Genomic DNA, 22,990 nt, shown 5'->3' with positions numbered 1-22,990 from the left:
GCATGGATGCGGCCAGTACCAGCCTGACGCAGCGCCTGCTGAACAAATACCGGCACGATCCCGAAGACGCGCTGCAGCAGGTGGCGCTGGCCGTCCTGCAGCAGGAAGGCATCCGCGACGACAGCGTGCTGCGTTCTGAACGCATCGCAGCCCTGGCGCCGCCCGTCGCCCAAGTGCTGACCCTGGCCGAGTGGCTGGCCTACGTGGACTGGGAAGGCTTCGACAGCGCCCTGTACGCGAATATCGACGCGGTGGCGGCGTTCGTCGCCGGCGAATTGGGCCTGCCCGAGGCGGCAGCCAATCTGCTGCAAACGCGCGATGCGGCCGTGTTCGAAACGCAGCGCCCCGAGCTGGCCGCTGCAGCCTTGCTGTTCGTCGAACGCCACATCGCGCTCTTTCCCAGATAGCGGCCTGCGTCTTACAATGGCGGCAAGCACTGTTGCCCCATTTTGAAGACTTCCGCATGAGCGATTTTCCCGAAGATATCTACACCGAGCCGTCCGCCGACGTGCATACCCTGAACAACCTGGGGCCCCTGACCGGCATGGCCGGCATCTGGACGGGCACGCGCGGCCTGGACGTCAAGCCGAAAGCGGACGGTCCGCGCAAGCAGGCCTTCGTCGAACGCATCGAACTGCAGCCGATCGACCCCGTCACCAACGGCCCGCAACTGTTCTACGGCTTGCGCTACTACATCCACATCACCAAGCCGGATCAAGTGAAAACCTATCATGAGCAGGTCGGCTACTGGCTGTGGGAGCCGGCCACGGGCGCCGTGATCCAGACCCTGGCCATCCCGCGCGGCCAGATCGCCATGGCGTCCGGTACGACGACGGCGGACGCCACCAGTTTCGAACTGGTGGCCAAGCGCGATTCGACGGCCTACGGCATCTGCTCGAACCCCTTCCTCGAACACGCGTTCACCACCGTCGAATACCGGATCAAGGTCGATATCCACGCCGACGGCACGTGGGGCTACGATGAAGACACGGTCATGCTGATCCGCGGCAAGGACGAACCGTTCCACCACACGGACCGCAACCTGCTGACGAAAATCGGTGAGCCCACGCCGAACCCGATGGCCTTGCAGGCGCTGGCGGCAGCCGCTTAAGGCTGTCCCTGGGCGACGGCCTTGATCGCGCGTTCCTCGCCCATGGCGGCAGCGATCTTCCAGCGCTGCATGGCGCTGGCGCGGTCCGGGCGTTTCAATCCGGCGCCTTCCCAGTCCATCAGTCCCAGGTTGTAGATGTCGCCTGCGCTGCCCTTGTCGGCGGCCAGGGTGAACCATTTGCGCGCTTCCTTGTGGTTGACGGGAATCTGGTAGCCGCGCACGTGGTACAGGCCCAATAAGTGCATCGCTTGCGCATTGCCCTTGTTCGCGGCCTGTTTCAGCAGGTCGAGCCCGCGCGCCATGTTGCGTGGTTCCTGCCAGCCTTCGGCCAGCATCACGCCCTTCGCCGTCAGCGCATAACTGTCGTTCTTCAGCAAGCCCTTGCCGACCAGGGGCTTGGCGGCCACCTGGCGCGCTTCGCGCTGCTGCGCCGTCGGCGCCGTGACGGGGCCGGGCTTGCCTTCGCCCATCAGCAGCATCCAGCCATACAGACCATACGCGCCCGCGTCGCCCTTGCCGACCAGGCTTTCCAGCATGGCCAGCGCCTGTGCCTTGTCGCCATTTTCGTACAGCTTGACGGCCTTGGCGGCACTTGCGTCCGGCGGCACGGCGGCCGGTGCATGGGGCGTAACGGGCGCCGAGGCCATGGCCGCCTGCTGCGGCGGCGCAGCGGGGCGCACGCGCACGGGCAAGCCATAGCTGGCGGCCAGCACGGCCACGCTGGCGGGCGCGAGGATCAGCACTTGCGCCAGCTGGTTGCGGCGTCCCTTGCCGGCGATGCCCATGGCGCGTTCGGCCTGCTGCTGGCCGCCCAGCGCTTCGCTCAGCACGCTTTTCACCTTGCGGTTGAACAGCCAGTAGCCGGCGCCCGTGATGAGCAAGCCGGCGATGGCGGCCGCGCCGCGCCCGGCGAAGAACCAGGCGGCGATGGCGGCGGCCAGCGCGGCCAGCGCGCTTTTCCACCAGAATTGCTTGGCCAGCCGCGTGTAGACCTGGCGCAGGGCGCCGAGCACGCAGGTGCGCACATTGTTGGCATAGTCGGCGGAGACGACATCGACGTGGGCGTGGTCCGCGTCGCCGCTGAGGACAGACTCGATCACGTCCGCATTCAGCTCCGAGGCGGCCACGTCGCGCAGCGGCGTCAATAGCCCCTGCACGTGGGCCGAGAACAGGCCGTCGTCGGCGCTGCCGGCCAGCGCATCGCTGAGCGCCTTGAGGTCGCCGCGCAGCAGTTTTTCCACGATGTCGTCCAGCGTCAGCCAGCGCAAGTCCGTGCCGTATGCCACCAGGTGGTGTTTTTCTGCGTTGCACGATGCGTCCAGGCGCACGATGCGCAGCTTGGCCGCATACAGGGCGTCGACTTCCTGCGGCTGGTCTTCATTGTAAATGCTCACTTTCGCCAGGCTCAAACTGCTGGCAATGGCCGCCAGTGAGTGCACGCTCTCCTTGTCGCGGATGCGGCGCGCGTCATCGGGCGCCTGCTTGGGCAGGCTGACGCTGTAGCCGGGCGTCACATGCACGTCGACCCAGGCCGCCGTGCCCACCTTGCCGGAGCCGTCGCACGGGTTGCAGCGCAAGTCGCCCACGCCGCTGCAGGTGCGGCACGTGACCTTGCCGCTGGCGCGGCAAGTGCCGCAATTGATGTTGCCGGAACCGTGGCAGGTGTTGCACGTGACCTTGCCGTAGCTGCAATGGTAGCAATTGCGATGCTTGGTGCGGTATTGCGTGCGCGTTTCGCTGTGGTAGCTCGTGTGCGAGCTGCCGTTGCTGTAGGTGGTAGTGGGCACTTGCACCGTGATGTAATCGGTGACTTGCTCGGACACGGTGCCGCTGCCGCTGCAATACGAGCACGACACCTTGCCGCTGCCGTAGCAGCCGTAAGCGTCGCAGCTGACGGTGCGCCCGCCGTGGCAGTTCCAGCATGTTTCCGTCGTCGCGCCGTGGCAGGTGTGGCAGCCGATGCGGCCTTTGCCCGAACAGGGGACGCACGTATCGAGGTGCCAGTACTTGACGGCGTGCGGCAGGTAGGCGCCCGCTTCGATGGCGTTGTAGGCCTGGCCCGCCTGGCGCAGGGCAGCGTCGAGCTTGCCCGCCGCGCGGCGCAGCCGTTCCTTTTCCTGCGCGTGAGCGAGCGCTCCCACCTCGTGGGAGCCACAGCGGCAGTCATTGCCCGAGGGCGTGAAATAGCCATTGATCACGCGCTGCTCGAAGCGCGCCTCGAGCGCGTAATTGGCTTGCAGGGAAAAATCCTGCAGCACGTCTTCCTCGCCCAGCGGCGTGATGTCGTGCGGCTCGAAACGCGTCTTGTCCTGCACCAGCGTGCGCAGCTTGCCCAATACGGTGGGGATGTCTTCCTTGCCGAGCTTGATGGGCGCTGGCGCCGCCACGGCCGTCTCTGTCACCTGCGGCGTATCCTCGCTGCCTGGGGTTTCATGGGCCGTGTCGGTGCTGGGGTTCATGCGCGTCCTTTTGCTCTCTGGAAAGATGTTTGAATTTTAGCATCCTCATATGACAAAGCATGACAAAGCGGAGCCGCTTTTTCAGCGCAGCCTGCGGCGGAACTGGTCCGGCGTGCCGCCGCTCTGGCGGCGGAACATGGCGATGAAGGCGGAGGCCGTGCTGTAGCCCAGTTCCAGCGCGATCGCCTGCACGGTTTCTCCCTGTTCCAGCAGGGGCAGGGCGGCCAGGAAGCGCTGGCGCTGGCGCCATTCGCCGAACGGCATGCCCAGTTCGCGCTGGCAGCGGCGCGCCAGGGTGCGCTCCGTGACGTGCAATTGCGCGGCCCACTCGGCCAGTGAGCGGTTACTTCCCGGCTCCGCCTGCAGGGCCGCCAGCAAGGCTGCGATGACGGGCTCGTCGCTCCCGGGCAGGTAGTTGCGGCTGCACGGCGCCAGCTGCAGCTGGTCGACCAGCACTTGCGCCAGGCGCTGGTCGGCTGCGGTGGCGGGCGTGGTGACGTTTCTGTCGGCGAAGTCGCCGAGGATGGCTTTGAGCAGGGGACTCAATACCAGCGCGCACGGCTGGGCCGGCAGCTGCGCGCACAGGCTGGCATCGATGTAGGCGGAGTGAAACACGACGTCCTGGCGGATATAACCGTCGTGCAGGGTCTCGGGCGGTATCCACACGGCGTACTGGGGCGGCGACAGATAGCGCTGGCCCGCCACCATGATTTCCATCACGCCCGTGGAACAATAGGTGAGCTGGCCCCATGGATGGCTCTGGTAATCGAACTGCTGGTGCGCGTGATAATCGTCGAGGCGAAAGTACACGGGGTAGGGCAGGGCGTCGGAAACTGCGGGGAAATGCTGGTTGCTGGCCATGGTGTCTTTGTCCTGTTCTTCGCATCGATTGTCCGATATGCATTATATCCATGGAATCAGACCATGCGAAAATGGCGGTATTGAAATCTGGAGTCCGCCGCATGCAAGCCAAGCATTATCTGTTTCCCGTGATCGCCGTGATGATCTGGGCCATCAATACCATCGTCAGCAAGCTGGCCGTGGGCGTGATCGATCCGGCCGCCATCTCGTTCTTCCGCTGGCTGCTGGCCGGCGTGCTGCTGGCGCTCGTGTTTGGACGCGCCGTGTGGAAGCAGCGGGCCGTGGTGACACCGTATCTGGGCAAACTGTTTGTGCTGGGCATGTTGGGCATGGTCATGTACCAGTGCCTTGCCTACATCGCCGCACAGACGACGACGGCCACCAACATGGGCATCCTCGCGTCGATGATGCCGCTGCTGGCCGTGGGCCTGTCCGTGCTGGTGCTGAAGGAGGCGCCTACCGTGGGCGGCGTGTTCGGCGGCATCGTGTCCTTGCTGGGACTTGGCTACCTGCTCAGCCATGGCGACCCGGCCGCCCTGATCGCCCATGGCGCGGCCTTGGGCGACGCCCTGATGCTGCTGGCCTGCCTGTCGTATGCGGGCTACGGCGTGCTGCTCAAGCGCTGGAAGATTCCCCTGAATAACTGGCACTCATTGCTGATCCAGGTCTGGTGCGCCGTGCCCGTGCTGTTCGTGTATTACCTGAGCCAGTCGGCGCCGCCCGTCACGGGCGCCGGCTTGCCGCTGGTGCTGTTCGCCGGCATCCCCGCATCGATCATCGCGCCGTTTTTGTGGATGCATGGCCTGGCCAAGCTGGGCCCCAGCCGCGCCACCACCCTGATGAATCTGCTGCCCGTGTTCACGGTGATCATCGCCATGCTGTTTCTCGGTGAAACCTTGCACAGCTACGATGTGATCGGCGGCGGCGTGACCCTGCTGGGCGTGGTGATGGTGCAAACCCTGAAGCGCCCCCTGCGCCGCGCCAGCGCCTAGTTTTTTTGCTATGCTGGTGTTTTTCACAAGGAGCCACCATGCCGGACATTGATACCCTGTTGAGCGAACTCGAAGCCTTCGGCAGCAGCAACGATGCGGCGCACACGGAACGCGCCAGCCGCATGCTCAACATCACGCGCGACACGGGCGAATTGCTGGCCGTGCTCGTGCACGCGCGCGGCGCGCGCCGGCTGCTGGAAATCGGCACCTCGAACGGTTACTCGACCCTGTGGCTGGCGCGTGCGGCGCAGGCGCTGGGCGGCAGCGTGGTGACGGTGGAAAAGGCGCAGGACAAGTTCGACATGGCGCACGACAACTTTGTGCGCGCGCAATTGCAAGGCGTGATCGGTCAGCTGCTGGCGGACGCGGGCGACGTGCTGCGCGATGCGGCGGACGGCGCCTACGATTTCATCTTCCTCGATTCCGCGCGCCAGCAATATGCACAATGGTGGCCGCAGCTGGACCGGGTGCTGGCGGCGGGCGGCGTGCTGGTGGTCGACAACGCCAGTTCGCACTACGCGGACATGGCGCAGTTCCTTGACGCCATCCGCGCCGACAGCCGCTACACGACGTGCCTGGCGACTGTCGGCAAGGGCGAATTCATCGCCGTCAAGTCCGGCAACTGATTATTCAGCGACGATAGCCGCTTCCAGCACGCGCACCAGCGATTCGACGCCTTGCGCGTCGACGTCATCGAAACGGCCGGTCAAAGGACTGTCGAGGTCGAACACGCCGACGATCTGGCCATTCGCAAACACGGGCACGACCAGTTCCGAACGGGAATTGACGTCGCAGGCGATGTGGCCGGGAAAAGCGTGCACGTCCTGCACGACGATGGACTTGCCTTCGACCACGGTGGTGCCGCATACGCCGCGGCCCTTCTTGATGCGGATGCAGGCCGGCTTGCCCTGGAACGGTCCCAGCACCAGTTCCTCGCCCTTGAGGAAATAAAAGCCGGCCCAGTTCAGGCCCGGCATCGTGTGGAAGACCAGCGAACTGAAGTTGGCCGTATTGGCGATGAAGTCGGTTTCGCCCGACAGCAAGCTTTGCAGCTGCGAACGCAGGTCCGCATACATGGCTTGCTTGGCGGCGGGGGTATCGGTGGCGTAGGCGGCGTCGTTGAGGGGAAACGTCATGGTCGTGGTGGGGCGCAAAATGGGGAAGGCGCTATGGTAGCGCGTCTGGCGCATCCGCGCGCAGCCTTCACTTTGTCAGATGTTGTTGCGCCAGCCGGCGCAGCAGGGGCAGGGCCGCATGGCCGTGCTCTTCCCGCCAGGCCAGGCCGATGCCGGCCGCCAATTCCTCGCCCTCCGCCAATGGCCGGTAGGCCACGCCAGCGAGGCGCAGCGCGCGGAACGAGTCGGCCAGCAGCGCCATGCCCTTGCCGGCCGCCACGTCGCCGAGCAGCACATGGTGGTCGGGCGCTTCGCGCAGGAAGGCGGGCGCGAAGCCATGGCGGCGAAACACTTGCTGGCAATGATCGAAGAAGGCGGGCTGGCGCGCCCGTTCGAACCAGTAAATCGATTCTGCCGCGATGTCGGTCAGACTGAGCTTGCGCTTCTTCGCCAGCCGGTGCCCGGCGGGCAGGGCCAGCATCATGGGCTGGCGCGCCAGCGGCTGCACGGCCAGCTCGAACGTGGCGCTGGGTAAAGCGAGCAGCGCCGCGTCGAGCTGGCCCTTGCGCACGCCAGCCACCAGGCGCGGCGACGGCGCCGCCGTCAGTTCCAGCCGGACACTGCCCAGTTGCGCCTCCAGCGCCGCCAGCAGCGGGCGGAACAGGCCGGCCGCCACGGAGCTGGTCAGGCCCAGGCGCAGGCGTGCGGGGGCGGCATCGCGCTGCAGCGACGTTTGCGCCGTCTCCAGCAAGTCGAGGATGTGCAGTGCCTGCGGCAGCAGGGTGCGGCCCGCCTGCGTCAAGGCCACGCCCTGCGTGTCGCGCTCGAACAGGCGCGCGCCCAGTTTTTCTTCCAGTGTCTTGATGGCGCGCGACAAGGGCGGCTGGGTCATGTGCAATTGCTCGGCCGCCTGGCGAAAGTTCAGGCAACGGGCAACGGCGCAAAACAGGGTCAGGGCGTGGGTGTCGAGGGCTCTCATACCAGAAAGGTATCACGAAATCGCGCATTCCCCCGTCAGCCGGCGCGGTCTAGACTGGCTGCATTGAGTCAACACATGAGGAGAGCAGCATGCAACAACGACGGATCGGTAATAGCGGCTTGAACAGTTCGGCACTGGGCCTGGGCTGCATGGGCATGTCGGAATTTTATGGCGCCACGGACGAGGCGCAATCGATGGCCACCCTGGAAGCGGCCCTGGCGGCGGGCGTGACCCTGTTTGACACGGCAGACGCCTACGGTTTTGGCCACAACGAGCAATTGCTGGGACGTTTCCTGGCGCGCCACCCAGGCCAGGCGCTGGTCGCCACCAAGTGCGGCCTGGCGCGCGAGCCGGGCAGCTATGCGCGCCGCGTCGACAATTCCCCCGCCTACATCCGCCAGGCGTGCGAAGCGTCGCTGGCGCGCCTGGGCGTGGAGAGCATCGACCTGTTTTACCTGCACCGCCTGAATCTCGATACCCCTTTGGCAGAGTCGATGGGAGCGCTGGCGCAACTGCGGCAAGAAGGAAAAATTCGCGCCGTGGGCCTGTGCGAAGTGAGCGCCGCCACTTTGCGGCGCGCGGCGGCGATTTGCCCCGTGGCCGCCGTGCAGAGCGAATACTCGCTGTGGACACGCGAGCCGGAGCAGGGCGTACTGGCCGCCTGCCGCGACGTGGGCGCCAGTTTCTTTGCCTACAGCCCGCTGGGGCGCGGTTTCCTGACGGGCGCCATCGCCGATGCGGCCAGTCTCGACGCGGGAGATTTCCGCCACTTCAATCCCCGTTTTGCCGCCGACAACCTGGCGCATAACCAGGCCATCGTCGCGCAGGTCAGGGACATCGCGCGCGCCAAAGGCTGCACGCCGGCCCAGCTGGCGCTGGCCTGGCTGCTGGCGCAAGGCGACGACATCATTCCCATCCCCGGCACCAAGCGCATCGCCTACCTGCACGACAACCTCGGCGCGCTGGCCGTGCGGCTGGACGGGGCGGAGCTGGCGGCGATGAACGCGGCCTTTCCCCTGGGCATGGCGGCGGGCGCGCGCTATACGGAGGAAGGCATGAAGGGCTTGGATGCCTGAAAAAAGTGGCTCTAGCGTACGCCAGCGTACCTAACTGACGCTTTTCCTGCGGGATAATCGGCGACGATCTGCTAGCATTTGGCAGTGACTGCACGGTGCGTGTTGCACCGTGTTCAACGGTCAGGTATCCGATGAGGTGGATGTTGTTAGATGACGATATTTTCGATATAGAACTGAAATTATTGCTTGAGGGAATATTGCTGCGCTATCAGCACGATTTCCGCGATTATTCCGTGGCCTCCCTGCGCCGGCGCATGCGTCAGGCCATGGAGCGCTTCGGCTGCGCCAGCCTGTCGCAATTGCAGGACCGCATCTTGCACGAGCCGGCCATGTTCGCGCAGATGCTGCAATTTTTTACGGTGCAGGTGAGCGAGATGTTCCGCGATCCCGCGTATTTCCGCGCCTTGCGCGAAAAAGTCGTGCCCATCCTGCACACCTATCCCTCGATCAAGATCTGGGTGGCCGGCTGCAGCAGCGGCGAAGAGGTGTGGTCGCTGGCCATCTTGCTGGAAGAGGAAGGCTTGCTCGAGCGCAGCATGATTTATGCGACCGACATCAATGTGGAAGCGCTGGCTGCCGCGGAAGCGGGTATCTATCCGGTCGAGCGCATCGCCCAGTTCAGCGAGAATTATCAGCTGGCGGGCGGCAAGCGCTCGCTGTCCGACTATTACACGGCCGCCTACAAGGGCGCCATCTTTGACCGGCGCTTGCGGCGCCAGTTCGTCTTCGCCGACCACAGCCTGGCGACGGACAGCGTGTTTTCGGAGGTGCACATGGTTTCCTGCCGTAACGTGATGATTTATTTCAATAAAGATTTGCAGGACCGCAGCCTGGGCCTGTTCCACGAAGCGCTGGTGAACCGGGGCTTCCTGGGTCTGGGCATGAAGGAAAGCCTGCATTTCAGCCGTCATGCGGACAGCTTTAACGAGCTGAGCCCGGCCGAACGCATCTTCCAGCGTGCCTGACATGCTGCCGAGCTCCGACGTCGCGCCACCGCCGGCCGGCCTGCGCCTGATCGCCATCGGCGCTTCGGCCGGCGGCGTGGAAGCGCTGGGCATCGTGCTGCGCGCCTTGCCCGCCACCTGCCGCGCGGCCGTGGTGGTGGTGCTGCACCTGGCGCCGGGCCGCTCGAGCCAGTTGCCGCAGTTGTACGCGGAACGTTGTCAGCTGCCCTTGCGCGAAGCGCAGGACAAGGAACCGCTGCAACCCGGCGTCGTGTATTTCGCGCCGCCCGACTACCACCTGCAAGTCGAGCCCGATGGCTGTTTTTCCCTGTCGCAGGAAGCGCCAGTGTATTTTTCACGCCCATCGATCGATGTCTTGCTGGAAACGGCCGCGTATGCCTACCGGCGCGCCATGCTGGCCATCATCCTGACGGGCGCCTCGGCCGACGGCGCGGCGGGCCTGGCGCGCGTGCGGCAGCTGGGCGGCAGCGCCTGGGTGCAAGACCCGCAGCGGGCCAGTTGTGGCATCATGCCGGCCGCCGCGCTCAAGCTGGCCGGCGCCGACCGCGTGCTCGATTTGCCGCAAATGGCTGCCAGCCTGGCATTGCTCGGCGATGGCGAACAGAAGTGAATGGGAATAGTGTAGTGCGTGTAATATATGTGAGAATTGAAACAATGTTTATGTCCATATCGAAACACGATGGCGTCTTGCCGTTGCGATGCCTGAAGATGATTCCGTGACCGCCCCTATTCATATCCTCGTCGTTGACGACATCGCGCAAAACCTGGTCGCCGCCGAAGCCGTGCTGGCGCGGCCCGGCATTGTCATCCTGAAGGCCAGCTCGGGCGCGGAAGCGCTGGAACTGCTGTTGACGCATGAAGTGGCGCTGGCCCTGATCGACGTGCAAATGCCGCAGATGGATGGTTTCGAGCTGGCCGAGCTGATACGCGGCAGCGAGCGCACCCGCAGCATCCCCCTGATTTTCCTCACGGCCGCGTCGCGCGAGCCGAGCTACAGTTTCCGCGGCTACGAGGCGGGCGCCGTCGACTTTCTCTACAAGCCCATCGACGTGAAAGCCTTGCAAAGCAAGGTGGCGGTGCTGGTGCAGCTCTACCAGCAGAAACGCGAATTGTCGGCCCAGCTCGACGAACTCAAGCATGCGCTGCACCTGAATGAACTGTTCACGGCCGTGCTGGGTCACGACTTGCGCACGCCCTTGTCGGTGGTGATGAACGGCGCCATGCTGTTGCCGATGATGAGCGACCACCCGAAGGTGATCGTCACGGCGCAGCGCATCGAAAGCAGCGCCAAGCGCATGGCGCGCATGGTCGACCAGTTGCTGGACCTGGCGCGCATCCGTTCCGGCACGATGGAATTGCGCGGCAGCATGCACGATTACCTGGCGCTGGCGCGCGCCATCGTCGAGGAATGCGAGACGGCCGGTCAGGCGCCGCTGGTCGAGGTCAGCAGCGTGGGCGAGCTGCACGGGCAATGCGACGCGGGCTTGCTGTCGCAAGTCATCTCGAATCTGTTAAACAATGCCATCACGCATGGCGAGCCGGGCGCGCCCGTGCAACTGGCCCTCGACGGACGGGACGCCGGCAGTATTGAATTGCGCATCGCCAATCGTGGCGTCATTCCCGCCACCTTGCTGCCGACCCTGTTCGAACCGTTCCAGCAGGCGGGCGAGAAGCGCCGGACGGGGCAGGGCCTGGGACTGGGCCTGTACACGGCAAACATGTTCGTCAAGGCCCATGGCGGCACGCTCGAGCTCAGTTCGACGGCCGCGCAGGGCACGCTGGCGACCGTGCGCATTCCGCGCCAGTGCCAGGTGTGCGTGCAAGCGGGACGGGCGACATGAGCGCGCCAGCCTGGCCGCGCGGCGGCGGCAGCATGGGGGAACTGGTGCGCCAGCGCGACTGGTCCGCCACCAGCCTGGGCGCCGTCGATGGCTGGCCCGCCCATCTGCGCACCAGCGTCGACATCGTGCTCAATTCGCCCATGGCGATGGTGCTGATGTGGGGCCCGCAGCACGTCATGATTTACAACGACGACTACATCCAGATCGCCGGCGAGCGCCATCCGGCGGCGCTGGGCGGCACGGTGCCGGGCATCTGGCCGGAAATCTGGGACTGGAACGCGCGCATCCTCGAAGCGGGACTGCGCGGCGAGACGCAGGTGCACCGCGAATGCTGTTTGCCGCTGTTGCGCGGCGGACAGCGCACGGACGTCTGTTTCGACCTGTTCTACACGCCCGTGCATGGCGCCGGCGGCCAGGTCGACGGCGTGCTGTGCACGGCGCTGGAATTGACGGCGCGCATGGAGGAGGGGCGCAAGCTGAAGCTGGCCACGGCCGAGCTGGGCCAACTCAACACCACCTTGCAGGCCGAGAGCGAGGCCGTGCGCGCGGCCAACCGCCGCCTGGGCGAGGAGCGGGCGCTGCTGCGCGCCCTGTTCCAGCAGGCGCCGAGTTTCATGGCCCTGCTGCGCGGGCAGCAGCACGTGTTCGAATTGGCGAACGAGCATTATCTGCGTCTGGTGGGGCACCGCGATGTGCTGGGCAAGACAGTCGAAGCGGCCTTGCCTGAAGTCAAGGAGCAAGGTTTCATCGAGCTGCTCGACCAGGTCTACCGCACGGGCGAACCTTACGAGGGGCGCCAGGTGAAGGTGGACTTGCAGGCGGCGGACGGGCAGACGGGCCAGCGCCAGATCGATTTCGTGTACCAGCCCATCAAGGATGAAGAGGGCGTGGTGACGGGCATCCTCGTCGAAGGCATCGACGTGACCGAACGGATGGAAGGCGAGGAGCGGCTGCGCCTGGCCCAGCAGGCGGGCGGCATCGGCACCTTCGAATGGTTCCCCGAGACGGGCGCGATGGTGGTGTCGCCCACGTTCCGCCGCCTGTGGGGCATTGCCGACGAGGTGGAAGTGACGGAACGCCTGCTGGTGAGCCTGGTTGATGCGCGCGACCAGCAAAAGGTCGGACCGAGCAAGCTTGACGTCGCGCCCAATCCCCTCGAATACGTCGAGTACCGCATCCGCCGCCCCGCCGATGGCGCGCTGCGCTGGATCGCGCGCCAGGGCGAGGTGGTGGCCGGCCGCATGCCGGGCCAGCGCCGCTACGTGGGCGTGTCGTTCGACGTGACGGAGCGGCGCCAGATCGAGGACGAACTCAACGCCAGCCAGGAGCGCATGGCGGCCATTTTCGGCCAGGCCTCGGTGGGCTTGTCCGAGCTGGGCCTCGATGGCAGTTTCCAGAGGGTCAACGGTGCCCTGTGCTGCATGCTGGGGCGTTCCGCCGAGGAACTGCTGAGCCTGAACATGAACGACATCATGCATCCGGCGGACGTGCCCGGCAACAACGTGCTGTTCCAGCGTCTGGTGGAAACGGGCGAGTCGTTTTCGCTGGAAAAGCGCTACCTGAAGCCCGACGGCACGCAAGTGTGGGTGTCGAGCAATGTCAGCCGCCTCGTCGATGAGCAGGGTCATACGCGTTCCCTGATCGCCGTCAAGACGGACATCACGGACCGGCGCCGTGTGGAAAAAGCGCTGCATGAATTGAACGAAACGCTCGAGCACCGGGTCGAACAGGAAGTCGGTGAGCGCACCAAGGCCGAAGACGCGTTGCGCCAGGCGCAAAAGATGGAAGCCGTGGGCCAGTTGACGGGCGGCATCGCGCACGATTTCAATAATGTGCTGCAAATTATTTCCGGCAATTTGCACTTGCTGCAGCATCTGGCGGGCACGGATGGCCTCATGCGCCAGCGCCTGGACACGGCGATTGCCGCCGTCGAGCGAGGCGCCAAATTGTCGTCGCACCTGCTGGCCTTTGCGCGGCGTCAACCGTTGAAACCCGTGGTGGCCGACCTGGCCCGCGTGGTGCGCAACATGGATGCGCTGCTGCGGCGCGCGCTGGGCGAAGCGATCGACATCGTGCTGGTGGGCGGCGGCGGGCTGTGGAATACTCTGGTCGACCGCAGCCAGATCGAGAACGTCATCCTCAACCTGGCCATCAATGCGCGCGACGCCATGGATGGCGTGGGCAAGCTGACGATCGAACTGGGCAACGTCGTGCTCGACGAACAGTATGTGCACAATCTGGTCGACGTGCCGGCGGGCCAGTACGTGATGCTGTCGGTGACGGACACGGGCCGCGGCATGAGCGGCGCCGTGCTGCAGCGCGCGTTCGAGCCGTTCTTCACCACCAAGCCGGAAGGCGCGGGCACGGGCCTGGGCCTGTCGATGGCGTATGGCTTCGTCACGCAAAGCCGCGGCCATATCCGCATTTACAGTGAACCTGGCGTGGGCACGGGAGTCAAAATCTATTTGCCCCGTTCCCTGATGGCCGAAGCGGACGAGGAACTGGAATTGAGCGGCGTCGTCACGGGCGGCACGGAAACCGTGCTGGTAGTGGAAGACGACGTGGGCGTGCGCACCACCGTGGTCGATATGCTGGGCGCGCTGGGCTACAAGGTACTCAAGGCCGAGGATGGCGAAAGCGCGCTGGCCGTGCTGCATAGCGGCGCGCAGATCGACTTGCTGTTTACGGACGTCATCATGCCCGGTCCCGTCAGCAGCACGGAGATGGCGCGCCAGGCGCGCGAGTTGCAGCCCGATATCGCCGTCTTGTTTACGTCGGGCTACGCGCAGGATGTCATCGTGCATGAGGGGCGTCTCGACGCGGGAGTGGAATTGCTCAGCAAGCCGTACCGGCGCGAAGAGCTGGCGCGCAAGCTGCGCCATGTGCTGGCCAACCGCCAGCAGCAAATGCGTGCGCGCCAGTTTGAACGGTCCGGCGCGCCGGTGGCCGGCATCCTGCCGACCGGCAGCGCGGCGGCCAGCGTGCTGGGAAGTGACACGCCGGGACTGGACTTGACGGGCCATGCTCCGGAACCACAGGGGGACATGCCGACATCGATGAAAATACTTGTGGTGGAAGACAACCTCGATTCGCAGCTGATGGTGTGCGAACTGGTGGGCATGCTGGGCCATACGGTCAGCGGCGTATCCGATGGCGAGGCGGCGTGGAAATTGCTCAACGAGCAAGACTTCGATATCCTGTTTACCGATGTCAGCCTGCCCGGCATGTCCGGCATCGCGCTGGCGCGCATGGTCCTGCGCGATAAACCGGCCATGCGCATCATCTTTTCCACGGGCTATGGCAAGGAATCGATGGATGAACTGGGTTTTTCCGCCAGTGTCTTGCGCAAGCCCTATGATTTGATGGAGTTGCAAGCGGCACTCGACCAACCTTGACGGGCACGCGCCGCTTCGGCCCGCCCGTCTCACACCTAGAGGTAAGGCATGACCCCTGAACTGACGATGCTGGCCGGTACCCTGGTGCTGGCGCTGGTGCAAATCCTGCTGCCCGCGCTGTTCCGCACGCGCGAAACAGGCACGGCCTATAACGTGAGCGCGCGCGACGGCGACGGACCGCCCGTGGGCAAGATCACGGGCCGTTTGCGGCGTGCCCAGGCAAACCTGTTCGAAACCCTGCCCCTGTTCGCCGCCGCCGTGCTGATCGCCCACGTGACGGCGCAGGAAAGCGCACTGACCTTGTACGGCGCCGCCCTGTATCTGGCCGCGCGCGTACTGTATCTGCCCCTGTACGCGTTCGGCGTGCCCGTCGTGCGCACGCTCGTGTGGTGCGTGTCGATAGCCGGGCTGCTGATGCTGTTCTGGGCCATCCTGTTCGCTTCCTGAAATCCTACGCTGGCTGTAGCAGCCGTCCTATGGTCGTACGCCAGACCCGGCCGTAAAGTGGCGGCAAGCTGGCAATTGGCGCCGGCATGTGAGGGACCGGACCACGATGGCGACTACCATTTCTGCAGTGAACGAAGCGGGCAGCGCCCGCCAGCGCAAGATCCAGCGTCTGCTGCGCTCCGTATTTGGCGTGGCGCGGCTGCGCGCCGGCCAGCAGGACGTCATCGACAGCGTGCTGGCCGGACGCGACACCCTGGCCATCATGCCCACGGGCAGCGGCAAGTCGCTGTGCTACCAGCTGCCCGCCGCTCTGTTGCCGGGTGCCACCGTGGTGGTGTCCCCGTTGATTTCTCTGATGAAGGACCAGCTGGAAAAGCTGCACGAACTGGGCATCACGGCCGTGCAGCTCAACAGCAGCCTGTCGCGCGCCGAGGAAGACGACGCCATCGCCCGCATCGCCCAGGGCGGCAGACTCATCATCTTTTGCACGCCGGAACGTCTTACCAATACCGCCTTCCTGTCCCTGCTGGCCGGCGCGCCGCCAAGCCTGGTCGTCATCGATGAAGCCCATTGCATTTCCCAGTGGGGCCACGACTTCCGTCCCGCCTACCTGGACATCGCGGCCGCCCTGCGCGCGCTGGGCCGCCCGGCCGTGCTGGCGTTGACCGCCACGGCCACCGGGGAAGTAATGGCCGATATCGATACGCAACTCGAAGCGCGCAAGCTGAACGTCATCAATACGGGAATTTACCGCGCCAATTTGCGCTACCGCGTGATCCAGGTCACGAATGCCGGCGAGAAACAGGATGAAGTCCTGCGCCTGCTGCGCGAGACGCCGGGCGTGGGCATCGTGTACGCGGCCACGGTCAAGGCCGTCGAAGACCTGGCGGCGCGGCTGGAAGCGTTGGGCGAGAGCGTCACCTGCTACCACGGCAAGCTGGCGGCGCGCGAGCGCAAGCACCACCAGGACTTGTTCATGAATGGCGAGCGCCGCATCATGGTGGCCACCAACGCCTTTGGCATGGGCATCGACAAGCCCGACACGCGCTTCGTCATCCACTTGCAGGTGCCGGCCAACCTGGAGGCGTACTATCAGGAATCGGGCCGCGCGGGGCGCGACGGCTTGCCCGCCGACTGCACCTTGCTGTACTTCCAGGAAGACAAGCGGGTGCAGCAATTTTTTCTGGCCAAGCATTACCCGACGGCCGAGGAACTGGCCGCCATCGTGGCGGCAGCGCAAGAATTGCCGGCCACGTTTACTTTCGCTGCGCTGGCGTCCAGCCTGCCCGATTTTTCCGACGGCCACCTGAAGGTATGCCTGAAACTGTTGAAAGACGGCAAGCTGCTGCGCCAGGACCGCAAACTGGGCTACAGCCTGAAAGCGCCCTCGGCCAGCTCGCCCTCGTATGCGCAGCTGGCGCAGATCTACGTCGACAAGCAGGAGCGCGACAAACAGGCGCTCGAGCAGATGGTGGCCTATGCGCAAAGCGGCTTGTGCCGTTGGAAACTGCTGCTCGATTATTTTGGCGATGCCGGCGATTTCGAGCGCTGCTGCACCTGCGACAATTGCCTGTCGCCGCCCGCGCTGGCCGCGCCCATTTCCCTCGACGAGTTGCCCCCGGTCCCGTCCCAAGCGCCATCGCCGCCGCCAGCGCCGCAGATCGCCGTCGGCAGCCGCGTGCGCGTGCCCCGCTACCAGATCGGCACCGTGCTGTCGGTGGCGGGCGACCAAGTCACGATTGCCTTTCCGGAAAACACCACGCGCACCTTCATGGCCGAGTTTGTCGCACCGGCGTGAACCCAGTGTGCGCTGTCTGACAGATGATCTGGCGCAAGAGCGCTAGAATCAGCCCATTCCAACGCGTGATAACGCAGGGAGCAGGGCATGGCAGACATGGTGGTGGTGCGCAAGGAAGGTTTGTACTGTGTGCCGGGTCAGTTCTACATCGACCCGTGGCGCCCCGTCGAGCGCGCCATCATCACGCATGCGCACGCCGACCATGCGCGGGTCGGGCACCGGCATTACCTGTGCGCCGCGCCAGGCGAGCAAGTGCTGCGCGCGCGCCTGGGCCCCGTGTCCATCCAGGCGCTCGCGTATGGCGAGACCATCGAACACCACGGCGTGCAGGTGTCGCTGCATCCGGCTGGCCACGTGCTCGGTTCGGCACAGGTGCGCATGGAATATGGCGGCGAAGTGTGGGTGGCGTCGGGCGATTACAAGCTGCAGCCCGACCCCACCTGCCTGCCGTTCGAACCCGTGCGCTGCGACACTTTTATCACCGAATCGACCTTCGGCCTGCCCATTTACCGCTGGCAGGCGCCGCAGGAAATCTACGACGACATCAACCAGTGGTGGCGCAGGAATGCGGCCGAAGGGCGCACCAGCGTGCTGTTCTGCTATGCCTTCGGCAAGGCGCAGCGCATCCTGGCGGGCCTCGATGCCAGCATCGGCCCCATCATCTGCCATGGCGCGGCGCAAGCCCTGACGCAGGTCTACCGCGAATCGGGCGTGGCCTTGCCCGCCACCGTGATGGTGGGCGAGGTGGCGGACAAGGCCGCCCTGAAGACGGCGCTGGTGATCGCGCCCCCATCGGCCGCCGGCTCGCCGTGGATAAAGCGCTTCGGCGACTACAGCGATGCGTTTGCCAGCGGCTGGATGCTGCTGCGCGGCGCGCGCCGGCGGCGCGGCGTGGACCGGGGTTTCGTGCTGTCCGACCATGCCGACTGGCCCGGCCTGATGCAAGCGATCACGGCCACGCAGGCCGAACGCATCATCGTCACGCATGGCTCGATTCCCGTCATGGTGCGCTGGCTGCAGCAGAACGGCTGGCAGGCGGGCGGCTTCGAGACGGAATACGGCGATGACGAGGCCGATGACGGTGCGCCCGGTGCGGCCGCGGCGGCGGAGGACGTCAGCCATGCGTGACTTTGCCCGGCTGTACGCGGAACTCGACGAGACGACCTCCACCAGCCGCAAGCTGGCGGCGCTGCAAGCCTATTTTCGCGGCGCCTCGCCCGAGAACGCGGCCTGGGCCGTGTATTTCCTGGCCGGCGGCAAGCCGCGTCAGGCCGTGCCCACCAAATTGCTGCGCGAATACGCGACCGAACGGGCGGGCCTCGATGCCTGGCTGTTCGACGAGGCCTATCACGCCGTGGGCGACCTGGCCGAAACCATCGCCCTGATCCTGCCCGCGCCCGCCAAACGCAGCGACGTCGGCCTGGCCGAGTGGGTCGAGCAGCGCATCGCACCGTTGCGCGGCGCAGCGCCGGACGCCATCCGCGTCGCCCTGCTGGGGTACTGGGACGAGCTGGAAACGCGCGAACGTTTTCTGTTGATCAAGCTGATCGGCGGCGGCTTTCGCGTGGGCGTCTCAAAACTGCTGGTGACGCGCGCGCTGGCATCGATCGCCGCCGTCGACAGCAAGCTGATCGCCCAGCGCCTGATGGGCTGGACCGATGGCAAGGTCAACCCCACGGGCGCGGGATTCTTGAAGCTGATCGCCGCGCAGTCGGACGGCGAACATGCGCTGCGCGGCGGCCAGCCGTATCCGTTTTTCCTCGCGCATCCCCTGCAGACGGCGCCGGAAACCTTGGGCGAGCTCTCCGGCTGGCTGGCCGAGTGGAAATACGACGGCATGCGCGCCCAGCTGCTGCGCCGGGAGGGTGTGAACTGGCTGTGGTCGCGCGGCGAGGAATTGATCACGGAGCGCTTTCCGGAACTGGCGCAGCTGGCCTTGCCCGAGGGTACCGTGCTCGATGGCGAAATCCTCATCTGGCAGCCGGGCGACGTGCCGGCGCCATTTGCCGATTTGCAGCAACGGATGGGCCGCAAGACGGTCTCGCCCAAGCTGCTGGCCGAGCTGCCCGCCGTGCTGGTGGCTTACGATGTGCTGGAGCTCGATGGCGTGGACGTGCGCCAGCTGCCCCAGCTGGAACGGCGCGCGCTGCTGGAAAGCGTGGTGGCCGGCGTTCACTCTCTCGCGTTGCGCCTGTCGCCGCGTGTTGACGCGGCTAGCTGGGAGGCATTGGCCATCATCCGCGAGGAATCGCGCGCGCGCGGCGTGGAAGGCCTGATGCTCAAGGCCGTGTCGGCCGCATATGGCGTGGGCCGCACGAAAGACGTGGGCACATGGTGGAAATGGAAGATCGATCCGTATGCCATCGACGCCGTGCTGATCTACGCCCAGGCGGGCCATGGCCGCCGCGCGTCGCTGTACACGGATTATACGTTTGCCGTGTGGGATGACGTGGAGGAGGGCGGGCAGGGCGAGCGCAAGTTGGTACCGTTCGCCAAGGCGTATTCGGGCTTGACCGATGCGGAGATCGCGCAAGTCGACGCGGCCATCCGCAAGACGACGATAGAAAAATTCGGCCCCGTGCGCAGCGTGCAGCCGACGATGGTGTTCGAGATCGGTTTCGAGGGCATCGCTGCGTCCAGCCGCCACAAGGCGGGCATCGCCGTGCGCTTTCCCCGCATCCTGCGCCGCCGCGAAGACAAGACAGTTGCCGACGCCGACACCCTGGCCACCCTGAAGGCCATGCTGGCGGGCGCCGCATGAGCAGGCGATGAGTAAAAGCGCGCTGGCGCAGCGCATCGATGCGTGGTTCACGGGGCGCGGCTGGACGATCTTTCCTTTCCAGCGCGCCGTCTGGCGCGCTGGCGCGCAGGGCCAGTCCGGCCTGCTGCATGCGAGTACCGGGTCCGGCAAGACGTATGCCGTGTGGTTCGGCGCCTTGCTGCGCGCCGAGCGCCTGGCGCGCAAGGGCAGGAAGCAGGGCTTGCGCGTGCTGTGGATCACGCCCATGCGGGCGCTGGCGGCCGACACTGTGCGCGCGCTGCAGGCGTCCGGCGAAACGCTGGCGCCCGGCTGGCGCATCGAGGCGCGCACGGGCGATACGAGCGCCGCGCAGCGGGCGCGGCAGGCGAAAGCGTGGCCTGAGGTGCTCGTCACGACGCCGGAAAGCCTGTCCCTGATGCTGAGCCAGGCGGACGCGCAGGAATGCTTCAGCCTGCTGGAAACGGTGATCGTCGACGAGTGGCATGAATTGATGGGCAGCAAGCGCGGCGTGCAGGTGCAGCTGGCGCTGGCCCGTTTGCGCCGCTGGAATGCAACCTTGATGACGTGGGGCTTGTCGGCTACCCTGGGCAATCTGCGGCAGGCGCAGGACGTCTTGCTGGGAGAACAAAGCGATGGCGTGCTGGTCGAAGGTAAAGTCAAAAAGCGCATCCTTGTCGACAGTCTGATTCCCGTCAATCCCACGCGCTTTCCCTGGGGCGGCCACCTGGGCATCCAGATGCTGCAGCCGCTGATCGCCGAGATCGAGGGCAGCGCCACCACCCTGGTGTTCACCAACACGCGTTCGCAGGCCGAGCTGTGGTACCAGCACTTGCTCGATGCGCGCCCCGACTGGGCGGGCCTGATCGCCCTGCACCACGGTTCGCTGGACCGCGAAGTGCGCGAGTGGGTCGAGCAGCACCTGAAGACGGGCGAGCTGAAAGCCGTCGTGTGCACGTCCAGCCTGGACCTGGGCGTCGATTTCCTGCCCGTCGAACGGGTGCTGCAGGTGGGCAGCGCGAAAGGCATCGCGCGCCTGGTGCAGCGGGCGGGGCGCAGCGGCCACGCGCCGGGGCGCATTTCGCGCGTCACCCTGGTGCCGACCAACAGCCTGGAATTGCTGGAAGCGGCCGCCGCCCGCGCTGCCCTGGCGCAGGGCCACCTGGAAGCGCGGCCCGTGCCGGACAAGCCGCTCGACGTGCTGGTGCAGCACCTGGTGACGATCGCGCTGGGCGGCGGTTTCGACTCGCCGGCGCTGTACGCGGAAGTGCGCGCGGCCTGGTCGTATCGCCACCTGACGCCGGACGAGTGGCAATGGGCGCTCGACTTCGTCGCGCGCGGCGGGCAAAGCCTGACCGTGTACCCGGAATACCGCAGAGTGCTGCCGGACGATGTAGGCGTCTACCGCGTGCCGGACGTGGCGCTGGCGCGGCGCCACCGCATGAGCATCGGCACCATCGTCTCGGAAGCGGCGATCCAGGTCAAATTCCTCGGCGGGGGACGCATCGGCAGCATCGAGGAATCGTTCATCGCGCGCCTGAAGCAGGGCGACCATTTTCTGTTTGGCGGGCGCATCCTGGAATTCGTGCGCGTGCATGAGATGACGGCCTACGTGCGGCGGGCCACGGGCAGCCGCGGTGCCGTGCCGCGCTGGCAGGGCGGCAAGATGCCGCTGTCGTCGGAGCTGGCGCATGCCGTGCTGGACCAGCTGCAGCTGGCGCAGGAAGGGAAAGCCAGCGGGCCGGAAATGCGCGCGCTGGCGCCCTTGCTGGCCATCCAGCAGAAATGGTCCAGCCTGCCCACGCGCGCCAGCCTGCTGCTGGAAACCTTGTCCAGCCGCGAAGGCCATCACCTGTTCGTGTATCCGTTCGCGGGCCGCTCCGTGCACCTGGGCCTGGCATCCCTGCTGGCCTATCGCATCGCGCGCGTGCAGCCGGCCACCTTGTCGATCGCCGTCAACGATTACGGCTTTGAATTGCTGGGCGCGGACGATATCGATTTTGCGCCGCTGCTGACGGCCGCCAGCGGTGCCGATCTTCCCCTGTTCAGCACGGACAACTTGCTGGAAGACGTGCTGGCCAGCCTGAACGCGACGGAATTGTCGCAGCGGCGTTTCCGTGAAATCGCCCGCATCGCCGGCCTCGTGTTCCAGGGCTATCCGGGTCAGCCGAAAAGCGCGCGCCAGCTGCAGGCGTCGTCTTCGCTGTTCTTTGAAGTGTTCCGCAAGCACGACGCGGCCAATTTGCTGCTCACGCAGGCGCAGCGCGAAGTGCTGGAGCAGGAACTGGAACTGACGCGCCTGCGCGCCACCTTGCGCGAACTGCATGGACGCAGCCTCAGTCTGCAAGCGCTGGAGCGCGCCTCGCCATTTGCCTTCGGCCTGATGGTCGAGCGCTTCCGCGAACAGCTGACGACGGAAAAACTGTCGGACCGGGTGGCGCGGCTGGTGCTGGCGCTGGAAAAGGCGGCCGCATGAAGGGACAGGAGCGGGCGCACTGCGCGGTGGAGCTGGCCGGCGAGCTGGTCTGGCTGCTGGCGGACAAGGCCGTGTACTGGCCGGCGCGCAGCATGCTGATTATTGCCGACATCCATTTCGGCAAGGCGGCGGCGTTTCGCGCGCTGGGCGTGCCCGTGCCGCGTGGCACCACCACGCAAAACCTGCTGGCGCTCGACGCCTTGCTGGCCAGTTACGCCTGCGAGGAAATCGTCTTCCTCGGCGATTTTTTGCACGCGCGCGCCGCCCATGCGGCCGCCACCGTGGCGGCCATGCTGGCCTGGCGCATGCGTCATCGCGACGTGCGCCTGACGGTGGTGCGCGGCAACCACGACGCGCATGCGGGCGATCCGGCCGCCGCGCTGGGCATCCGCATGGTGGACGAGCCGCACCAGGTGGGCAAGCTGTCGTTCTGCCATCATCCTGACACCGTCGCGCCCGGCTACGTGCTGGCGGGCCATGTGCATCCCGTGTTTCACTTGCGCGCCAAAGGGAGCGGAGCGCACGGCGGCGGCTTGCGCCTGCCGTGTTTCCTGCTGGGCCAACAGCGCGCCATCCTGCCCTCGTTTGGCGCCTTCACGGGCGGCCATGCGGTGCTGCCAGGCGCTGGCGAGCGCGTGTACGTGACGGCCGACGCGGCGATTTTTCCGCTGCCCGCCAACTGCTGAGTGCTTGGTACTTTTGGTGGAAAACTGAAAG

Annotated in this window: 19 protein-coding genes; 15 read left to right on the top strand and 4 right to left on the bottom strand. The window is 65.9% G+C overall.

The genetic code is table 11. From position 1 onward, the window contains the following. Positions 1-2 precede the first annotated feature (2 nt). Both AC1Q6X_RS02550 and AC1Q6X_RS02545 read left to right on the top strand, forming a co-directional pair. Complete coding sequence (locus tag AC1Q6X_RS02550) at positions 3-407, top strand: hypothetical protein (RefSeq protein WP_070221058.1); 405 nt, start codon at positions 3-5, stop codon at positions 405-407. Between the two features lie 56 nt (positions 408-463). Then, the gene (locus tag AC1Q6X_RS02545) at positions 464-1,111 is read left to right on the top strand and encodes an FABP family protein (protein ID WP_070221060.1); all 648 of its coding nucleotides are present in this window, start codon (positions 464-466) and stop codon (positions 1,109-1,111) included. Here the strand turns inward: AC1Q6X_RS02545 and AC1Q6X_RS02540 are convergent. After that, the gene (locus tag AC1Q6X_RS02540) at positions 1,108-3,570 is read right to left on the bottom strand and encodes a tetratricopeptide repeat protein (protein WP_492494868.1); all 2,463 of its coding nucleotides are present in this window, start codon (positions 3,568-3,570) and stop codon (positions 1,108-1,110) included. The genes AC1Q6X_RS02545 and AC1Q6X_RS02540 overlap by 4 nt on opposite strands. An 81-nt stretch (positions 3,571-3,651) precedes the next feature. Further along, a complete protein-coding gene (locus tag AC1Q6X_RS02535) occupies positions 3,652-4,431 on the bottom strand; it encodes an AraC family transcriptional regulator (protein WP_492417713.1) in 780 nt (259 codons plus the stop codon). Positions 4,432-4,532: 101 nt separating this feature from the next. Between AC1Q6X_RS02535 and AC1Q6X_RS02530 the strand changes: the two genes are divergently transcribed. Then, positions 4,533-5,423, top strand: a complete 891-nt coding sequence (locus AC1Q6X_RS02530; RefSeq protein ID WP_492494865.1) for a DMT family transporter — start codon at positions 4,533-4,535, stop codon at positions 5,421-5,423. Between the two features lie 38 nt (positions 5,424-5,461). After that, entirely contained in the window at positions 5,462-6,049 is a 588-nt protein-coding gene (locus AC1Q6X_RS02525) for an O-methyltransferase (RefSeq protein ID WP_230505731.1), read from the top strand. Here the strand turns inward: AC1Q6X_RS02525 and AC1Q6X_RS02520 are convergent, their stop codons facing one another. Both AC1Q6X_RS02520 and AC1Q6X_RS02515 read right to left on the bottom strand, forming a co-directional pair. Next, complete coding sequence (locus AC1Q6X_RS02520; protein WP_492494889.1) at positions 6,050-6,559, bottom strand: GAF domain-containing protein; 510 nt, start codon at positions 6,557-6,559, stop codon at positions 6,050-6,052. A gap of 67 nt (positions 6,560-6,626) precedes the next feature. Next, a complete protein-coding gene (locus AC1Q6X_RS02515) occupies positions 6,627-7,517 on the bottom strand; it encodes a LysR family transcriptional regulator (RefSeq protein ID WP_492494863.1) in 891 nt (296 codons plus the stop codon). Between the two features lie 89 nt (positions 7,518-7,606). Between AC1Q6X_RS02515 and AC1Q6X_RS02510 the strand changes: the two genes are divergently transcribed. From AC1Q6X_RS02510 to pdeM, 11 genes are all read left to right on the top strand, one after another. Continuing rightward, a complete protein-coding gene (locus AC1Q6X_RS02510) occupies positions 7,607-8,593 on the top strand; it encodes an aldo/keto reductase (protein WP_492494861.1) in 987 nt (328 codons plus the stop codon). Between the two features lie 140 nt (positions 8,594-8,733). Next, positions 8,734-9,558 (top strand): CheR family methyltransferase, encoded by an 825-nt coding sequence (locus AC1Q6X_RS02505; protein ID WP_200899269.1) that lies wholly within the window; start codon positions 8,734-8,736, stop codon positions 9,556-9,558. A 1-nt stretch (position 9,559) separates the two neighbouring features. Next, on the top strand, positions 9,560-10,168 hold the full coding sequence (locus tag AC1Q6X_RS02500) for a chemotaxis protein CheB (RefSeq protein WP_492494859.1): 609 nt from the start codon (positions 9,560-9,562) through the stop codon (positions 10,166-10,168). Positions 10,169-10,274: 106 nt separating this feature from the next. Further along, positions 10,275-11,399 (top strand): hybrid sensor histidine kinase/response regulator, encoded by a 1,125-nt coding sequence (locus tag AC1Q6X_RS02495; protein ID WP_492494857.1) that lies wholly within the window; start codon positions 10,275-10,277, stop codon positions 11,397-11,399. Further along, the gene (locus AC1Q6X_RS02490) at positions 11,396-14,794 is read left to right on the top strand and encodes a hybrid sensor histidine kinase/response regulator (RefSeq protein WP_492494855.1); all 3,399 of its coding nucleotides are present in this window, start codon (positions 11,396-11,398) and stop codon (positions 14,792-14,794) included. The genes AC1Q6X_RS02495 and AC1Q6X_RS02490 overlap by 4 nt, the downstream gene beginning before the upstream one ends. Positions 14,795-14,842: 48 nt before the next feature. Next, positions 14,843-15,241 (top strand): MAPEG family protein, encoded by a 399-nt coding sequence (locus AC1Q6X_RS02485; RefSeq protein ID WP_070221081.1) that lies wholly within the window; start codon positions 14,843-14,845, stop codon positions 15,239-15,241. Positions 15,242-15,347: 106 nt separating this feature from the next. Then, positions 15,348-17,039: a RecQ family ATP-dependent DNA helicase gene (locus tag AC1Q6X_RS02480; RefSeq protein ID WP_492494852.1), complete on the top strand. Its 1,692-nt coding sequence runs from the start codon at positions 15,348-15,350 to the stop codon at positions 17,037-17,039. A gap of 87 nt (positions 17,040-17,126) precedes the next feature. After that, the gene (locus tag AC1Q6X_RS02475) at positions 17,127-18,167 is read left to right on the top strand and encodes a ligase-associated DNA damage response exonuclease (RefSeq protein ID WP_492494850.1); all 1,041 of its coding nucleotides are present in this window, start codon (positions 17,127-17,129) and stop codon (positions 18,165-18,167) included. Next, a complete protein-coding gene (locus tag AC1Q6X_RS02470; RefSeq protein ID WP_492494848.1) occupies positions 18,160-19,800 on the top strand; it encodes an ATP-dependent DNA ligase in 1,641 nt (546 codons plus the stop codon). Before AC1Q6X_RS02475 ends, AC1Q6X_RS02470 begins: the two co-directional genes overlap by 8 nt. A 7-nt stretch (positions 19,801-19,807) precedes the next feature. Then, positions 19,808-22,273, top strand: coding sequence for a ligase-associated DNA damage response DEXH box helicase (locus AC1Q6X_RS02465; protein ID WP_492494846.1), 2,466 nt, complete (start codon positions 19,808-19,810; stop codon positions 22,271-22,273). Beyond that, positions 22,270-22,959: a ligase-associated DNA damage response endonuclease PdeM gene (gene pdeM, locus AC1Q6X_RS02460; protein WP_492494844.1), complete on the top strand. Its 690-nt coding sequence runs from the start codon at positions 22,270-22,272 to the stop codon at positions 22,957-22,959. The genes AC1Q6X_RS02465 and pdeM overlap by 4 nt, the downstream gene beginning before the upstream one ends. Positions 22,960-22,990: the final 31 nt, after the last annotated feature.

The organism is Janthinobacterium sp. GW823-FHT06H09, from assembly GCF_058794735.1.
The sequence above is the reverse complement of the archived record's forward strand: the minus strand, read 5'-3'. Positions and strand labels throughout refer to the sequence as shown.

What these genes read in the sequence shown, in the direction of transcription:
- AC1Q6X_RS02550 (WP_070221058.1), top strand. Translation starts at nt 3, where the DNA reads ATGGATGCGGCCAGTACCAGCCTGACGCAGCGCCTGCTGAACAAATAC.
- AC1Q6X_RS02545 (WP_070221060.1), top strand. Translation starts at nt 464, where the DNA reads ATGAGCGATTTTCCCGAAGATATCTACACCGAGCCGTCCGCCGACGTG.
- AC1Q6X_RS02540 (WP_492494868.1), bottom strand. Translation starts at nt 3,570, where the DNA reads ATGAACCCCAGCACCGACACGGCCCATGAAACCCCAGGCAGCGAGGAT.
- AC1Q6X_RS02535 (WP_492417713.1), bottom strand. Translation starts at nt 4,431, where the DNA reads ATGGCCAGCAACCAGCATTTCCCCGCAGTTTCCGACGCCCTGCCCTAC.
- AC1Q6X_RS02530 (WP_492494865.1), top strand. Translation starts at nt 4,533, where the DNA reads ATGCAAGCCAAGCATTATCTGTTTCCCGTGATCGCCGTGATGATCTGG.
- AC1Q6X_RS02525 (WP_230505731.1), top strand. Translation starts at nt 5,462, where the DNA reads ATGCCGGACATTGATACCCTGTTGAGCGAACTCGAAGCCTTCGGCAGC.
- AC1Q6X_RS02520 (WP_492494889.1), bottom strand. Translation starts at nt 6,559, where the DNA reads ATGACGTTTCCCCTCAACGACGCCGCCTACGCCACCGATACCCCCGCC.
- AC1Q6X_RS02515 (WP_492494863.1), bottom strand. Translation starts at nt 7,517, where the DNA reads ATGAGAGCCCTCGACACCCACGCCCTGACCCTGTTTTGCGCCGTTGCC.
- AC1Q6X_RS02510 (WP_492494861.1), top strand. Translation starts at nt 7,607, where the DNA reads ATGCAACAACGACGGATCGGTAATAGCGGCTTGAACAGTTCGGCACTG.
- AC1Q6X_RS02505 (WP_200899269.1), top strand. Translation starts at nt 8,734, where the DNA reads ATGTTGTTAGATGACGATATTTTCGATATAGAACTGAAATTATTGCTT.
- AC1Q6X_RS02500 (WP_492494859.1), top strand. Translation starts at nt 9,560, where the DNA reads ATGCTGCCGAGCTCCGACGTCGCGCCACCGCCGGCCGGCCTGCGCCTG.
- AC1Q6X_RS02490 (WP_492494855.1), top strand. Translation starts at nt 11,396, where the DNA reads ATGAGCGCGCCAGCCTGGCCGCGCGGCGGCGGCAGCATGGGGGAACTG.
- AC1Q6X_RS02485 (WP_070221081.1), top strand. Translation starts at nt 14,843, where the DNA reads ATGACCCCTGAACTGACGATGCTGGCCGGTACCCTGGTGCTGGCGCTG.
- AC1Q6X_RS02480 (WP_492494852.1), top strand. Translation starts at nt 15,348, where the DNA reads ATGGCGACTACCATTTCTGCAGTGAACGAAGCGGGCAGCGCCCGCCAG.
- AC1Q6X_RS02475 (WP_492494850.1), top strand. Translation starts at nt 17,127, where the DNA reads ATGGCAGACATGGTGGTGGTGCGCAAGGAAGGTTTGTACTGTGTGCCG.
- AC1Q6X_RS02470 (WP_492494848.1), top strand. Translation starts at nt 18,160, where the DNA reads ATGCGTGACTTTGCCCGGCTGTACGCGGAACTCGACGAGACGACCTCC.
- AC1Q6X_RS02465 (WP_492494846.1), top strand. Translation starts at nt 19,808, where the DNA reads ATGAGTAAAAGCGCGCTGGCGCAGCGCATCGATGCGTGGTTCACGGGG.
- pdeM (WP_492494844.1), top strand. Translation starts at nt 22,270, where the DNA reads ATGAAGGGACAGGAGCGGGCGCACTGCGCGGTGGAGCTGGCCGGCGAG.